Genomic DNA, 15,362 nt, shown 5'->3' on the forward strand with positions numbered 1-15,362 from the left:
TTACTCCTTGAACTTCAAGGCAATGTTCCTGCCGTTTGCACGGACCAGAACTTTCTTAGGGGTTATGGAAACTACTTTTCCGGGACCGGCATTGTTACCGACCCGTACAGTCTCGATACCTGCGGGACTTGAAAGGGTAGCGGAAAGCCTGCCGTCCACGCCTTGAATCGACACAACCTTGGGCCATGTCGGACGGGATTTCTTTTTTGATGTGGTTTTGATGCTTGAGGTTTTGGCCGGAGCCGGAATCGGAACGGTCAGCTCAAGCAGTTCCTTTTCTTCCTTGGCAAGTTTCACTTGAAGCTTTCGATATTCAATCAGGCTGCGCATGTTGTTCATGTCACTGATGCTTACCGCCGGTCGCGCAAGCACAGCGTCCTGCGGTCCCGTCTGCACAGTTGGGTCAGGCCTTGTTTCCTGTTGAGGGCTGGCGGTAGCGTTGTTTGCCGGCTTGAAATTTTCCTGTTTCCCGGCTTCTGCGGTGCTGTTTGAATCAGTCATGAACGCAGTGATGGCCGTACCGTTTGCTGCGCTGAGATTGGCTGTCGCATTTGTGGCGTTGCCCAGTGCGATGTTTCCAGTCGCATTAGTTGAGCTGGTGGCGTTTCCCGTATCCACATCGATAAGGAGTTCTCCTTCCGGATTGAGGTCAGACAAGTCCTCAGCGAATGCCGGAGTGGCTATAAGCAAGAGCAGAAAAAGCAGGCTAGTAACTCGCATAAATCTGTCCCTCCAGGGTGCATTTGTTGTTGGTGAAATCGATTTTAGAAAGGACCAGGCAGGGGATGGAATCCATTGCCCTGAAAAGCGCGTCCTCAATCGTCACTCCGAGCGGCAGAGCGGAAAGTTTCCACTCCCCCTTGACCCACGGAGCTGAGACGGCAACGGCTTTCTTGAGGATTTTGTTGTTTAGCTTTTTGGTTTCAGGAGCCTGCCATGTCAGACTCAGCCTGGCCCCGAGATTGCGCGTCAATTCATAGAGGCGCGCTGTTGCAACGTCCTTACTTACAAGGCTTTGCTCAGGACGTTTCTCAGCTTCCGGGTAATCAATGGTCAGATCCGCTATCTCCGGCCTTGATCCAAGGGTTGAGTTGACAGTCTTAATGCTGGGGCGGTTGGTGAAATCTGCTCCTTCCAGATGCAGCCAGGCCATGTATATTCCGTTCGAATCACGGACAATGGAATTGAGCTTCCAGCCTAGGGAATAAGGTTCCGTGTTACGCACCGCGCGCAGGAATTCATGAGCAAATGTCGACGGCAGGGGCGTTTCCTGCCAGACCATGGAAAATATCTGCTCCGGATCTTTTTGGATTGTTTCCTGCTTTTGGAGTTCTTTTTGGCGTGCTTCATTGGCGATTCTGCGTTGCTCAGCTTCACGCAGATCCTGCTGATGTGCATTCCACATGTACCAGCCTGTGCAGGCTGAAAGAATGATGGCCGCTCCAATGATGAGTTTCAGGTTGGAGTGTTCAGGGTAGAGAGGTTGAACCCGCTCTGAAGCTTTAAGCAGCCCGTCAAAATGGGATAGGGCTTCTTCAACTGTCTCGCAGATGTATTGATTGTCCCAACTGGACATGGACTTAAGGCTCGAAAGGTGGGCTTGTGCTTCCGCGCGGGAGCTGAAGAACTGATCACCTTCAGCAACAATCGTCTTCTTGCTGACTGCGCAGACCCACCAGCAATCGTCCGCAAGGCGGAACATGCCGATCCAGGTTTCGGTTGATCTCTCCACCAGAGCACAGGCCAGAGAAGGCAGTCGTTTGACCTTAGCTCCTTCGCAGGAACCAAGACCATACTGCTGTTTGCGGGGAACAAGGCAGTTGTAATCGCGGTCCTTGAAATCTTCGGCCACAGAGCGGGCCTTTTCAAGGAGCTGTTTTTTACCTTTGTCTTCAAGGATCTGCCACCATAGGCCGATGGCGTATTCTTTCTTTTTAATTCTGATACTGCGCATGGTTATACTCCGGCACTTTCCATCTCAATGGTGATAATAATCAGGCTCTTGCCGTACTTCTGACTGTGGCCGCCCGCGCTGATACCGAATCCTTTGGATTGCTGGTCGGTTTCCTGCTCAAAGCCTGCAAGGACTAAGGTCTGGCCGCATTTCATTTTGACCCGCTGGCTGAAGCTGCGGGTGGAAACCTGCGGGAGCTGAATGGTCAGATCTCCGGAAGTGAACTCTTCCATGGAATCAAGGGAGGAAAGGGTGATGTTGTATTGCAGAATGGCCTTACGGTTGTTCATGATGTGCGGGATCACGGTCATGGAAAAGCCGGTGGAAACTTCACCAGGCGTCAGTTCCGAGGTCTGCATGGAATTTTCCGTGGTGGTGGAGCTGATACCGGCAAGGTAGGTGTCGCGTTTGACCACCTGAACTGGCAGGGCCTGGTTATTCATGACAATCCCGGAACCGGACGTGAGCAGGGTGGTGCGTCCCCGCTGCTTCAGAGCGCGGAGCATGAGCTTGGTGTCTTTCCAGTTCCCGTCCAGAATTGCGGCAGTAAGAGTTCCCGCTCCGGAAATGGTGCTGTAGGGCTGGCCGCCGAGCATGCTGAAGCTTGATTGGCCGGCTTTAAGAATGGATTCAATATCAAAGCCCACATCAGCATTACGATTCATCTCCAGAGCCCAGACTTTTACGGCTAAAGCTACCTGCCTGCCCATCTTGGTGTTCAGGGATGTGATATAGTTTCCGACTCTGCGCAGAACAGTGGCGGTATCGGTAACGGTGACCATTCCGGCTGCTTCGCTAATTACAACCCGGCCATCCTTGGAAAGCATTGCTTCAATGGATTTTTCAGTATCCTTCCAGACATTGCCTTCAAAGCTGGCTTTGTTGGTCTGTGAAGTCTGGCTGACGCTGTCTGAGGTCTTGGTGGTCTGGCTTACTCCTTCCATACTGCTGGAATCGGAGGAACTGCCGGAAGTCTGGGACTTGTTGGTAATGGTTGATTCGTACTTGATGTTGCCCGGAGCCACTGCAAGGTTGAATGACCTGGTCTGCAGACGAGCAATCTCAACCTTTCCGCTTTGCTGGTCATATTCCCAGCCTAGACCGAAAAACTCACATACATAGTCAAGTAATCCCGTTAGCTGGCCATTATACCTGATTCTAAGCTTCTTAGGACCGGTGGAAGTTTTATCCTTTTGTTGGATAATATGTTTATTGTTTTGCTCTACTTCAATGCGTAGCGGAACAAGTTCACTTATTCTCCTCGCTAGTTCCGGAGCTGTTCCTACAGCATTTAGGGTAACTATTTTGGAAAAGACAGTGGGCAGTTTGTGTTGTTGATTCAGCTCCACCGGAGTGGCTCCAAGGTATGGAGCATGAACAATAGAAACAGTCTTCTTGCTGCTGGCAGCTCTCATGGAGGCCGCACGGCTTTTCACCGATCTTTCCTGTTGGGAGGACTGGAGCGGAGCGCAGCTGCAAAGAGTAAAACAAGAGATGAGTATGAGAAGCAAAACGCGTTTCATGCTTAATCCTCACTGACAACGATGTGTTTGTTCTTTTGATAGAGAGTCACGCGCAGGGAATTTCCGTTGGCGTGCATCCTTGAGAAGAGGCGTTTTACGGCCCTTGGAAATGTGTCCCTGAAAGTTGCGTGGGACTGCATTTCAAAGTCGTGGTTAGCCTTCCAGACAAGTGTGTATTCAGCACGACCGGCCCAGCGTTTGAGCTGATCACGCAGACCACCGGGAACGATGGACCAGTTTTCATTGAGAGGAGATTCGACCTGTTCGGAATCACCACCAACGAACTCGAAGAAAGCCGGCGTCTGAGTCAGCAGTCCGGACTTTTCGAATCCTTCAAAAGTCAGGTTGTAGACCTGCCCGAAGGACCAACCGTCCGAAGAGCCGAGGTACAGATAATAAAGGGTGCTGTTGGTTATGGAATCGAAGACCATGTTCATATCAAGGACATTGGGATCAGTAGTCTTGGGGCTGAACTGAAAACCCTGTTCACGGAGATTGGCTTCGAATTTCCAGCCGCAGGGATTGTCCGAAACAGTCAGGTGCAACACGGTGCGCCCCGGAGGGTAATGAGCTGCAACCTTGAGTGCCGCTTCCTCGACGATGGACTCCACTTCGTGTTCTTCGTACATGGGAGCAGCCTGTTCAACGACTTCGACCTGTTTGGTCATATTGCGAAGTCCGTTGCATCCGGTAGGGAAGAGAAGAAGGATGATAAGGAACAGAACTCTCATTTGGTCACCTCCACCCGTGTGATTTCCACCTTGGCCTGATCCATTCCGGTTCCGGCCACGAGGATTGCTTTTTCAAAGACCTCATCAACGATCATGGCATTGCCTTTGACCCGATAGTTGACGATCGCTTCCTGCCCGGCCTTTTCAACCAGCAGCACGGGAATTTCTGTTTGAGAGGACGTTCTCGGAAGCTGAATGAAAGTTCTGATCCCATCATTGTAGACCCGCATGGGTTTCCAGCTCGCGTCATCACCGCTGATGGTGTAGCTGAAATCCAAAGTGGAAAGGTCCACAGTCTTTTCCTCAATCTGGGTGGTGTTCCAGATGTCTTTTTTCTTTTTGCGCTTAAGGCTGGCCTTAAGAATCTTCTGCTGATCCTCCGGATAGATGAAAGAAACATACGGATTGTAGTCCTTTCGACGAGAGACAAGCTTCAGGTGATAAACCCTGCGGTCGGTAGTAATGACGGCAGTGGTCACAAGTCCCGCATCAAGGGGTTTGATAATAATGTGGGTGGCTTCCCTGCCCGGTGTTCCGGACTGACCGACTACGACCATCCAGCGAGCGGTATCACCGACAATCACATCATTGACGTTCTCACCAGGCTGAAGTTCAAGGTCAGAAGTCATCAGCGGGGAGCAGATGATGGTCGGCATGGTGGCTCCAAAGACATAAACAACCTTGCCATTGCTCTGCATGACCGGATTTATTTTGCGGTTGATCCACTCCTTGGAAAGCTTCAGAGCTTCCCATTCTTTGCTATTAAGACGAACGTTTGTTTTAGAGATGTAATCCGGCTGCGCCATCACAGCGGTCGAATAAGACAGATTTTTATCCGACTTTGCTGCTTTTTCTTCAGTTTTTGGCGGTAAATGCTGTGCAAATACCTTGTTCATGAATCCCTGATCTGGGTTTTGCTGACCGGATTGCTGCGTTTCAGGCGCAGCCCATCCGGAACAGGCGATCAGAACAAGGAAAAATGTTAAAATGAGGTGTTTCATTTCTGCTTTGCTCCTATTGTTCGAGAAGTTTTGCCCAGGACAATTCTGTGACGTAAACGCCTGCAGGGTTCCTGATAATTTGGCTGTCTGTGGTCGGGGGAGAAATGCGAACTTTTAGGGTCGCTTCATACTTGGTGCTGGACATGGTGACACCGGAATGGTTGCGCACTGTTTCCAGCCATTCGATGCGCCAGCTCTCAGAGCTGACCGGAAGGGGAATCCCCTTGATATCGATTTCGACAAGGACTTTCTGACCTCGTTCATATGGGTTGTTCGCTTCATACCAGCTTCTGGTCGCGCCACGAGCCGCGCCGATCACAAAAGAAGACATTCGTTGAACCATCTTTTTCTGCAGCCCTATGTCAGCGGTGACAGTCCTCCAGTTAACAATGAGATTGGCGATTTCAGCCTGAATGATGCGGTCAGAAGTCGGCTCTGCTTTATCAGCACGTTTGACGGCAACCGAATGGCCGAGTTTGTCCACTTCAACGACATAGGGAACAACCTTGTTCTGGGTTGCCTGAATAGTGTTTATGCTTAGCGAAATAAAGCAGGTAACAAGAAGCCCAAGGGCAAAATTGCGCCACTGGTTACGGCTGGTGATGTAACTGCCGTATCGCTCGAACCATTCTTCTTTGGCGTTGAGGTATGGGGATTCTTGGTTTTTAGACATTTGTAATTACTCCATGAAATTATTTGTCTGAAGAATCGTTAGGTTGTTGCATCTTGAATGCTTCATGTTGAGCTTTGACACTGCTTCTAATGCCAGCTGATTTTCCCTGGGAAAGATTGTCGCGCAGAGCGTTGGCTCCTGTTCCGGCCATATGTCCCAGTTTGCCCATGCCACTTTTACCGGCAGAGTCAGCGAAAGAGCATGCTTCTTTAAGGGCATCCATGCCGCGCTTCGTTCCAACTGCTCCTCCTATGGCCCCACTGGCGGCGGAACCAATACTTTTTACCGCAGCAGATGAAGCCGTGCTGATTGCAGTGACTGCGGAAGCCATGGCATTACCGGTGGAAACATGGGATCCATTGACTATTCCTGAAACGATGTCCGGGATGGACATAGTGAGGGCAAGGATGATTATTGATGCACCAAGAACTACAAATATATCTTCAACATTTTTGGCTTCGACATTTATGAATGAATCTATGAATGTAATGCTAAGAGAGATTAGGAGCTGCATAACAAAAAGCTTCAAGGCTACTGAGAGAGCGTAGCGTAGGAAGTTAATGGCATATTCTCTGGTTAGCTGTGCTCCGCCCAGGCCAAGCAGAATGGCACCTGAATTAAGCACGATGAAAGATTCACATTTTACCAGCATCATTTGGGCGGCAATAAGTGAAAAAGTGATAACTATTGCAATAGCACAAAGCCCTAAAACAGTACTAGTTACAGGACTCCATATTGAAGCTTCTCCCCATATTTTACCTAGTATTTCCATGCCGGATCTGAATATCGCTGTCGGGGTTGCCGCAGGTGCTCCGGCTTCTTGTGCGATATGGCTAAATAGAGTGATTATTGAGTTGGCCCATTCCTTATAGTGAAAGATGGTGATTAGCATAATGGTTGAGAACAATATGAAGAGAAACAGTTCTGATATAATTTCTTCTACAGGAGTTCTTTTTATGCCGAGTCTAATCCCTTTCCATGCAATATCTATAATGAGTAGATATTTAAAAAGGGTGAGGGAGTATCCTTGTAGCAGAGGTTCCCATTTAGCTGCCTCTGTTTGGAATTTTATTAAAAGTTTTGATAGCAGATGCGTGTCTTGGGTTGGTGCAACTGTTCCTTGGGCCTGTGAATTGGTTGTTAAAAGTACAAAGAATAAGCTCAAAGTGATAATATAACTGATCTTTGGACTTACTCGGAATTGTCGAGACTGTAGTTTGGTGCAATTTCCAATAGAAATACTCATGGTGAGCCCCTTTGGCTTAATGACTGGGATTAATAATTCTAAAAATTATTACTGATTGGCTCAGGATCGTCTCTTTCAAGTTGTTGCTTGTAGATGTGTTTGAAGAATGTTTCTTCATGCAGTTTTTGTAGCTGGGTTTCTTTTTCCCTCTTCTGTTCTATTTGTGCTTGGTTTTGAATATGCATGGCCATGAGTGCTCGAAGTTTTCTCATTTCAGAAATTTGAATAGAAGATAGTTGGTTGGCCGCTTCTAGGGCCTGCATGCGGCCTTCCGGAGTTCCCAAAAGATCATCTATGTATGAATCGAATTCTTCTGATTCGCTTATTTCTTTAAGCTGCTGACCTGATAGTTTGAAAGTCGCTTCTGTAGCCTCATCAACTCTTTCAGACCATTTGGCATAGTACTCGTAATATTTGGGGTTAACCTCTCCAGAAGGTAGCCCTACAAGCTGCTTTGCTGAATTGAAGTTCGGGTAGTAGGCATCATAAACGCCATCCAGCACCTCAATGTTTGAGACGGTCTCTTTGAGGCCCATAGTCAGTGATGCCAACTGCTTGAAATCCCGAATAACGCTGTTCTTGATGGCGAAAGGTAAGCTGATGGTATTTTTGACCATGTTGGTGTATTGCTCGATGTTCTGCTTCACCATCATGATCTGCTGCTGGGTCTGCATCATCTCTTCAGCATAAGTGCGGTACATGCTTTCCAACTGCTCGATGTTGGTTGCGCGTTCGAGCGCCTGCAGGAATTTGTCGCTGCAATTAGTGCAGGTAACTGTCATGGCGTTGGCCGGGGAGGCTGTCACTAAAATTATGAGAAGTGACATGGTAGCAAGTGTCTTGTTCATTTTGTCCTACCTAATCCAAGGAGTAATATTGTTGACTCAGCGTAAATTAAAAAATGTTTCTGATGATGCTTTATTTATGGCGGCTGCGAAGCTCTATTGTTCTATCGTCCCCAGCGCATTTCCTGGAGAAATAGAGCTTGTTAAAGACTTGGGGAACCCTGATGGATTGAGGGCATTGTCCATCAGTTTTACTCAATTTGTAGGGGTGTTACGCGAAGAACTTTGCGAAGATTTATCTGAGACACAATCATAGGATCGTCATATACGTTAAGTGCGCACGCACAAGCACTTGCTGCGTCTTCAATTGAGCATCCCCATTCCTCAAATTGTTTGAGTAAAGTTTCTGTCCTTTTTGTAAGTTCTTTTCTGCGTTGCTGCCTGATTGATTCAGCTTTTGCTTTGAGTTCTTCTTTGGTTGTCATTGGCCTTTCCTTTGGTTTTTATTAGGAATCGTCATCGCTTTTGCCTGTGCATCCCATCAAAAAATTAACTTCTATGGTTGTGCCTGCTGGAAATCTTCTCTTCAGGGCGGCAATTAATTCTTCCTGGGTAAGATCCCTTTTGTTTTCAGCGGCAATGCGTTTGTGAAGTTCTGTTACTGTCAAAGTTCCATTGGGATCATCGGAGAGGACCCGGTACTTGGGGACGTTCCCCGTGCGCACCCATTCAGGGTCTATTCCGCCAATTTCCAATGCCTTGAGGAACCATTCCGCAGGAATTGAGCCTCTTCTTTTGGCATCAGAGATAGAAGATTGGCGGATTCCAAGAACTTCTGCCATCTGGCCCTGAGTCACCTTTCCCAGTCCAAGTCCCAGACCTTCTGCTAATCGGCTAAGCATTGCGGTGAATTGTTCTGTGGTTAATTTGCCACTCATCTGAAATCTCCCTGTCTTTCCTCAAGCCACTTTTGTGGCCAGTTTTGTCCGTGGAGCTTGTCCAGTTCTTTGATTCGCGCAAGGCTTCCTTTGTCTGAGGAGCCGACAAAGGACAGGGCAACCGGGCCTAGGGCCAAGTCAATCAGTCTGCGGCCTTCAGGGGAAACAATGTAGTAGTCGCGTTTGGGGGTAGAGGATGCGATAATTTCTATCTGCCGGGAATTAAGTCCCAGATTCTGATAAAGCTGATATTGCGCTTCCTGAATTGCGGTCGCGTTTGGAAGAAAAATCTTGGTCGGGCAGGACTCCACAAGGACATCCAAAATCCCGGACCGGGCAGAGTCTGATAAAGACTGAGTTGCGAGAATTACCGCGCATCCAGCTTTACGAAGAACTTTGAGCCATTCACGTATTTTTTCTTTGAAGACCTTGTGCCCAAGCATGATCCAGGCTTCGTCTAGAATCAAAATAGCCGGTTGTCCGGTGAGTGCTTTTTCAATTCGGTGGAAAAGGTAAAGCAGGACCGGAATCAAATTTTTGTCTCCAAGGTTCATGAGCTCTTCAATTTCAAAAACCATGAAATCTGAAATTCCAAGATCATCAGAAGGAGCGTCAAGCAATGAGCCCATGGCTCCTTGGCCTGTGTAGTGCTTGATTGCTTCGCGGAGTTCATTGTCCTGAACGCTGTGATAAAAATCCGTCAGGGAACGCATCTGAGGAGGATTGTTCCGGAGCATGTTCATGGCGGCATGAATTGCATTTCTGTGTACCGGAAGGACTGTCAGCCCTTGCAAAGTAGCGCATGTTTCGATCCATTCTTCAGCCCAACTTTGTTCTGAGTCGGACTCCACATGCTGAAGGGGAGCAAAAGACAGACTAGAATAGTCGCCGGCTATTTCAAAATGAGATCCGCCGACAGCCTTGCACAGGGGAAACATGGACATTCCTTTGTCAAAGGCGAAAATAGTAGCTTTGGGGTAGCGTCTGAACTGGGCGGCAATAATTCCCAGAAGAGTGGATTTGCCCGCACCGGTGGGGCCGAATATCAGTGTGTGTCCTATGTCGCCCACATGAAGGTTTAATCTGTATGGCGTGGAACCGTCCGTGGCACAATGCATCAACGGTGGGGAGTTCGGTGGAAACATGGGTGAAGGATTGTATTCTTGACCGGCCCAGATTGTTGCTAGCGGCAGAAGGTCTGCAAGGTTCATGGTATTAATGATTGGCCTGCGAATGTTGGCATATGAGTTTCCAGGATGTGTACCAAGCCATGCTTCAAGTGCATTGATGGTTTCCACCATGCAGTGAAAGGCCCTTACCTGAACCTGCCGGCGTAATTCCCTGATAGCGTACTCCAGCTCTTCAGGGTCTGAACTCATCAGAACAATACTTGAAGTATAGAAACCAGCACCGACAAGTCCGGATTGGATTTCCTGAATTGCTTCCTCTGCATCTTCAGTCATGCTCTTGGCGTCATTATCCGTTCTGGCATTGGCACTGTTGAAAATTCCATCAATTAATTTGACCATCTTCTGGCGCCATGACTTTCTGTACTTTTCAAGCTCATTAAGAGCTTCAAGTTGATCCATAAAAATGAATCTGTTGGAAAAACGATACTCGACCGGCAAACCTTCGAAGCAGCAAAGGATGGTAGGGTAGCTTTCCGGAGGAAGGCCGGAAAGGGAAAGAACCCTTATATGTTTGTCTCCAATTTTAGGATGAATTCCGCCTCGAAGATCTTCTGTGCCGATAACAGCATCAAGGTACATAGGGGTATGCGGGAGCACGATGGGATGGTCGTCGCCGGTTATGCAACGGCTGATCAGCGTCAGCAAAGGAGAATATGTTTGAGTATGGTCAAATTCATCCGTGAATGATTCGTCTTTCAGACGTGACATTTGCATGGCTGAAGAAAGGGCGTCTTCAAGCTCATCAAGTGCTGATTTGAATTTGGAGAGAGTTTTTTCAAGGCTGTTTATCTGGGCGGCGTTTTCATAAGCCATGCTGCCCAACTTTTCGGTAAAGAATTGTGGTTTATAGCTGACTACCAGGAAGGTTTCTGTAGAATAAAAGAATCCGGCAGCCTGAAACATGCTCCGGCGTTCTTCTTCGATCATAGATGTTACGCGATCAGGAAAGAAACTGGCTCCGGCATGCGGGTATGCCGTTGATGGAGCCCGAATAGCTTCTACATGGCACATCCATCCGCTATCAAGGATCTTGAGAGCATTGTTCACTGTGCTACTGACAGCACTTAACTCAGCAGGAGTACTGGAGGCCATATCTTTTGCTCTGAACTGCCAACCGGCCATGAGTGAACCGTCCTTGCAAAGGATTATTCCATTCTCGACCATAGCGGCGTATGGTAGCAGATCCGGGAGGCCTTTTGCCTGATCTCGGTAGTCTTTAAGTTTGATCATGAAATGTCTCTTTATTTGCCAAAGGGAGTTGGTCGTGCAGGGTAATAAACCTGCTGTTTTCTGTGTCGGAGCCAGACTTGAAACATTTGTGGATCTTTCTTTGCCATCTTCTGGAAAACGAAAAGTGAAACTATCCAGAATACAATTCCGGTAATCCCCGAGATAATAGTTGTTCCACCAACACCCAGAACAATGGAGATGAGAGCGGAAACCATAACCAGTTCCCGGTCTCCGCCCATAACGAGTATTTTCCTGTTCAGTGATTCGTGGATTACGACTGTCCTCACAGAATTGCTCCTTTGAAGGACCAAGTGTTTTCAACCAGAGTAGAGCCGAACACCACGATGCAGATGGCCAGTACAACACCCAATAAAAGTTTTATAGGCCCGGTCATGTCATCATGACGAAAGATCAATGTCAGACCGACTCCGACGATTCCCCCGATCGACATGTATTTGCCCACAGGACCTGTGAAAATACCTACAAAGGTTTCAAAAGGGGTGTTGAAGTCAGAGATATTTGTTGCTGCCAGCGAATATTCAGGAATTAGGATCAGGCTAAATACAGCTAGCATCGTCAGTATGTTGATTTTTTTCATTGTAGATGTACTCCAGAATGTATTTTTGGTTCACAGAGTCGTATCCGGAAACAGTGGCTACTTCCGAAACGGTTCGCCCTGTCTTGGTGCGACGGATAAAAATTACAAAATCCACGGCCGATCCGATTAGATGCGGCATGGGGGATGTAGAAGCTTCCGCAATAAGTTGTTCAATACGTAGAAGTCCTTCAGATGCAGAGTTGGCGTGAACCGTTGCAACTCCCCCGGGGTGTCCTGTATTCCAGCTTTTGAGCAAATCAAGAGCTTCCCCTCCACGCACCTCGCCCACAAGTATCCGGTCCGGGCGCAGTCTCATTGTCGCCCGGACCAATGTCTGGATGGTTGTGCTGTGAGTAGATCTTAATAGAAGAGTATTGCGAGATTGGCTTTGCAATTCTGCCGTGTCTTCGATGATGACCAGACGATCTACCGGGGCAATTTCTGACACGGATTTAATAATTCCGTTTACCAGTGTCGTCTTGCCGGAGCCGGTACCACCGACCACTACAATGTTCTTTTTCTGGGAGATGGCAGCTTTTATTGAGTGCATGACTTCAGGAGTCATGATTTTTGACTCCACATATTGCTCCAACGTGAAGACATGGCTGGCTTTTTTGCGGATGGTAAAGGAAGCGGCCTGTACCACAGGAGGAAACAACCCCTCAAAGCGGCTTCCATTAAGCGGTGCCGCCTTTGGGAGTTCTCCTTCAACGATCGGGGATTCTTTGGTTACAATCGTATCAAGAGCACTGGCTACCAGTGAGATAATCATGGCTGTTTGAACGGACGGAATTTGCCCCGCCTCCTTCATTTCCTCGCCAAGTCTTTCAATCCAAAGTTTGCCGTCTGGGTTGACCAAGATTTCAACAACCCGTTCATCTTTCAGGGCAGAAACGATGCCCTGTCCCATATTATGGAGCAGGTTGTTTACAAGGCGGTCTTCCATTGTAAGCTCTTCCATCATGAACCCCACACAATTACAGAAATTGAAACAGCAATAGACATGCAGAACATTACCCCTGCGAACATTGCCAATCCCTTTACTGAACCAAGGAAGTTGTTCATCTGGACCTGATGTTCATTGATAACGCTCAGGCAGTTTTCAATGTTCGCTTTAACTGCCTTACTCAACAGACTATTTGTGGATTTGCGCACCTCCAGAGCAAAGGAAGAAACATGTTCTTCCATGTCTTTGGAAAGCTGCTGTCTATGGATCTGTAGCAGCCTTTCATACTCATCCAGAGCGGCGCGATTTATAGTCACGGCAACGAGGATAGGATCATCCTCATCGAGCAGCAGATTGTGCTCGTTTGCAATGAGATCGCGCACACTCTGAATGGTGAGGGGGGCGTTTTCGGGTGTCTGGTCAGACATTTCTGATCCTTACATTCCGCAGTTTAGGAGTTCTGTTTTCATTTCATTCCAGAACATTTTGAGACGCTGCCTGGTCATGATCGGCAGTTCGCTTTCCTGCGCTTCCTGAAATGACATTTTTGCGGTCAGTAAGTTCTCAATGTCCCTGCCGAAAGTTTCCTTTTTCTTCACGGGAATGCGGATCAATGCGGCAAGGCGATGTGAATTGTCTTTGTAGACTTTGAATTCTTCGAAGCTTTTTCCTTTTCTGGCAATCTGACCGAAAAATCCATTTAGCCAGATGTAAATGGGAACTTGAAAAGTCTTAAGAAGGGAACTGAGTCCGCTGAGAGTGTCAGCAAGAGCCTGGCCGCCCGTAATTACTGTATGCAGGTTGATATTGTGGCCCGCTTCAGCAAGCATTGTGAATACTTCATTGTCAGCAAGGTAGCTGGCAAGCGGGACAAAAGTGGCGGCTCCATTATCAATCACCATTTCTGCTTCATCAGGCAGGGCCATCATCAATTCAACGAGAGTGTCAAATCGTCTGGGATCGATGTCATCGCCGTTCATGATATCAAGAGAGGTTACGCCAAATCTTTCATATCCTGAGAACGTTGCGTTTACCGGATCAGTATCCACACAGCAGACTTCTTTCCCTGAATCCATAAGATGCTGAGTAAGGAAGCTGGCGACAAGGCTTTTACCCACTCCGCCTTTGCCTTGAAAAATCAGATTGATAGTAGCCATAGTTTCACTCCTTGTATTTATTCGCCGACAAGCTCATCGAGCTCTTCTTCGGAAACGTTCTTTTCATGGATAAAAGCTTGGTTGCTATGAGGTTGTCCCGCATGAGGACCGTCTCCGTAGTGGGGTATGCGGGGAGCGGAGACGGTCCTTACTGCAGGAGTGCCTGTTATGGGCGGGGATGAGTTGCGGGATTTTAAAAATTGTCCAGTAAAGGGATCGAAACGGCAGAAATGGATGTAAGTCATGGAGACTTTGCCTTCTCCATGAAGCTGCTCGTAAATGGCTTTTTTCGTGTAGCCTTGCTTAGTGAGTTCTTTGATTCTTTTTAGGTTTGCCCTGAACTCAACTTTCGCGAATCCTTTATTTTTCTGGCTCATTTTGCTGATCATCCTTTTCAAAAATATCGGGGCGTAGTTCGTGTAAGGGGATGCCAAATTTAGCGTGGTACAAGAGGACAAAATCACCTGATATTGGACGTTTATCGTTACAATGCCGGGAGATAGTTGAGTGTCTGCATCCTACAATTGCAGCCATTTCAACACAGCTAAGGTCGTGATCTTGACGATATTTTTCTAGTGCGTTCATGTGGATCATTGTGTCTCATGACACACTGGATGTCAATAGATTGTGGGGCCACATGACACATAAAGATGAATTATTGTCTGAAATTATGAGCTATAATAAAGACATAGCGTTCGCTTGGGGCATAATTATTGATAAAATCCATGCCCTTAGAGGTGACGGTAAAAATCTACAGGAAATTGGGGGCATGCTTGGCGTAGGGCATGGTACTGTCTCACGCTGGTTGCGTGGGGAGAGGGGCGGTGAGCGTACCTCATTTGCTGATATGGTCAAATATTGTAGGGCATTAAATATAAATCCGATAGCGCTTTTTCCTGATGTTCAAGAAAAAACGGTTACCCTAAGTGCATTTGATAAAGTTGTAGCTAATAATCTTGCAGAGAGTATCCGGCTTTCAGATAATACTGATCAAAAAATTGCTGCCAAAACAGGAATTATGCTTAATCGCATTGGCGCGATAGTCAATGGGGAAGAGGTCCCAACCCCAGAAGAGTTGTATCTTATTTGCAAAGAGGCTGAAACTGGTGCGTCTAGTATTCTAAACAAGGCAGCGGAAGAAATAACTAAAAATTTAAATGATACTCAGGAAAGACAACAGTCTGCTTAAAAGTTATTTCTTCATCTAATCTTCCTTTTCGACAGTCACGTGAAAGAGCTTATAGTAGGCATCTGTTTTATTTAAAGGTAATCAAGTAACCCAAAATGATTACTCAGGTAGGTCCTAATTTTGGGTTGAGTTTCAACAAACATGTCTTCGGAGAACAGTGGATTTTCAGGACAAGACGATTGTTGTCTACTTTTAATGGTT

19 protein-coding genes are annotated in these 15,362 nt (G+C 47.4%); 2 read left to right on the forward strand and 17 right to left on the reverse strand.

Annotated features, from left to right (window positions below; genetic code table 11):
* The 8 genes from ACZ5PW_RS04815 to trbJ are packed head-to-tail and all read right to left on the reverse strand — an operon-like array spanning position 1 to position 7,976.
* Entirely contained in the window at positions 1-720 is a 720-nt protein-coding gene (locus tag ACZ5PW_RS04815) for a hypothetical protein (protein WP_464558467.1), read from the reverse strand.
* Positions 707-1,954: a type 4b pilus protein PilO2 gene (gene pilO2 / locus ACZ5PW_RS04820; protein WP_464558469.1), complete on the reverse strand. Its 1,248-nt coding sequence runs from the start codon at positions 1,952-1,954 to the stop codon at positions 707-709. Before pilO2 ends, ACZ5PW_RS04815 begins: the two co-directional genes overlap by 14 nt.
* 2 nt (positions 1,955-1,956) lie before the next feature.
* Positions 1,957-3,477, reverse strand: coding sequence for a secretin N-terminal domain-containing protein (locus ACZ5PW_RS04825; RefSeq protein WP_464558471.1), 1,521 nt, complete (start codon positions 3,475-3,477; stop codon positions 1,957-1,959).
* Between the two features lie 2 nt (positions 3,478-3,479).
* The gene (locus ACZ5PW_RS04830) at positions 3,480-4,208 is read right to left on the reverse strand and encodes a TcpQ domain-containing protein (protein WP_464558473.1); all 729 of its coding nucleotides are present in this window, start codon (positions 4,206-4,208) and stop codon (positions 3,480-3,482) included.
* On the reverse strand, positions 4,205-5,209 hold the full coding sequence (gene trbG, locus ACZ5PW_RS04835) for a P-type conjugative transfer protein TrbG (RefSeq protein ID WP_464558475.1): 1,005 nt from the start codon (positions 5,207-5,209) through the stop codon (positions 4,205-4,207). The genes ACZ5PW_RS04830 and trbG overlap by 4 nt, the downstream gene beginning before the upstream one ends.
* Before the next feature lie 13 nt (positions 5,210-5,222).
* The gene (locus ACZ5PW_RS04840; RefSeq protein ID WP_464558477.1) at positions 5,223-5,882 is read right to left on the reverse strand and encodes a VirB8/TrbF family protein; all 660 of its coding nucleotides are present in this window, start codon (positions 5,880-5,882) and stop codon (positions 5,223-5,225) included.
* A 19-nt stretch (positions 5,883-5,901) separates the two neighbouring features.
* Positions 5,902-7,128: a P-type conjugative transfer protein TrbL gene (trbL, locus tag ACZ5PW_RS04845; protein ID WP_464558479.1), complete on the reverse strand. Its 1,227-nt coding sequence runs from the start codon at positions 7,126-7,128 to the stop codon at positions 5,902-5,904.
* 38 nt (positions 7,129-7,166) lie between these two features.
* Positions 7,167-7,976, reverse strand: coding sequence for a P-type conjugative transfer protein TrbJ (gene trbJ / locus ACZ5PW_RS04850; protein WP_464558481.1), 810 nt, complete (start codon positions 7,974-7,976; stop codon positions 7,167-7,169).
* 31 nt (positions 7,977-8,007) lie between these two features.
* Between trbJ and ACZ5PW_RS04855 the strand changes: the two genes are divergently transcribed.
* Positions 8,008-8,229 carry a hypothetical protein gene (locus ACZ5PW_RS04855; RefSeq protein WP_464558483.1) on the forward strand — a complete coding sequence of 74 codons (222 nt, stop codon included), beginning with the start codon at positions 8,008-8,010 and terminating at the stop codon, positions 8,227-8,229.
* A gap of 190 nt (positions 8,230-8,419) precedes the next feature.
* On the opposite strand, the gene ACZ5PW_RS04860 is transcribed toward ACZ5PW_RS04855, so the two are convergent.
* The 9 genes from ACZ5PW_RS04860 to ACZ5PW_RS04900 are packed head-to-tail and all read right to left on the reverse strand — an operon-like array spanning position 8,420 to position 14,566.
* Positions 8,420-8,851: a helix-turn-helix domain-containing protein gene (locus ACZ5PW_RS04860; RefSeq protein WP_464558485.1), complete on the reverse strand. Its 432-nt coding sequence runs from the start codon at positions 8,849-8,851 to the stop codon at positions 8,420-8,422.
* Positions 8,848-11,271, reverse strand: a complete 2,424-nt coding sequence (locus ACZ5PW_RS04865; RefSeq protein WP_464558487.1) for a VirB4 family type IV secretion/conjugal transfer ATPase — start codon at positions 11,269-11,271, stop codon at positions 8,848-8,850. The genes ACZ5PW_RS04860 and ACZ5PW_RS04865 overlap by 4 nt, the downstream gene beginning before the upstream one ends.
* Positions 11,272-11,282: 11 nt before the next feature.
* Positions 11,283-11,558, reverse strand: coding sequence for a conjugal transfer protein TrbD (gene trbD / locus ACZ5PW_RS04870; RefSeq protein ID WP_464558489.1), 276 nt, complete (start codon positions 11,556-11,558; stop codon positions 11,283-11,285).
* Entirely contained in the window at positions 11,555-11,869 is a 315-nt protein-coding gene (locus ACZ5PW_RS04875) for a TrbC/VirB2 family type IV secretion system protein (protein ID WP_464558491.1), read from the reverse strand. Before ACZ5PW_RS04875 ends, trbD begins: the two co-directional genes overlap by 4 nt.
* Positions 11,829-12,833, reverse strand: a complete 1,005-nt coding sequence (gene trbB / locus ACZ5PW_RS04880; protein WP_464558493.1) for a P-type conjugative transfer ATPase TrbB — start codon at positions 12,831-12,833, stop codon at positions 11,829-11,831. Before trbB ends, ACZ5PW_RS04875 begins: the two co-directional genes overlap by 41 nt.
* Entirely contained in the window at positions 12,830-13,243 is a 414-nt protein-coding gene (locus ACZ5PW_RS04885; protein WP_464558495.1) for a hypothetical protein, read from the reverse strand. The genes trbB and ACZ5PW_RS04885 overlap by 4 nt, the downstream gene beginning before the upstream one ends.
* Before the next feature lie 9 nt (positions 13,244-13,252).
* Positions 13,253-13,972: a P-loop NTPase gene (locus ACZ5PW_RS04890; protein ID WP_464558497.1), complete on the reverse strand. Its 720-nt coding sequence runs from the start codon at positions 13,970-13,972 to the stop codon at positions 13,253-13,255.
* Between the two features lie 17 nt (positions 13,973-13,989).
* Positions 13,990-14,349: a TraK family protein gene (locus ACZ5PW_RS04895; RefSeq protein ID WP_464558499.1), complete on the reverse strand. Its 360-nt coding sequence runs from the start codon at positions 14,347-14,349 to the stop codon at positions 13,990-13,992.
* The gene (locus ACZ5PW_RS04900) at positions 14,333-14,566 is read right to left on the reverse strand and encodes a helix-turn-helix domain-containing protein (protein WP_464558501.1); all 234 of its coding nucleotides are present in this window, start codon (positions 14,564-14,566) and stop codon (positions 14,333-14,335) included. Before ACZ5PW_RS04900 ends, ACZ5PW_RS04895 begins: the two co-directional genes overlap by 17 nt.
* A gap of 43 nt (positions 14,567-14,609) precedes the next feature.
* Between ACZ5PW_RS04900 and ACZ5PW_RS04905 the strand changes: the two genes are divergently transcribed.
* Positions 14,610-15,161, forward strand: a complete 552-nt coding sequence (locus ACZ5PW_RS04905) for a helix-turn-helix domain-containing protein (RefSeq protein WP_464558503.1) — start codon at positions 14,610-14,612, stop codon at positions 15,159-15,161.
* Positions 15,162-15,362 lie beyond the last annotated feature (201 nt).

It is taken from the genome of Maridesulfovibrio salinus, from assembly GCF_055394525.1.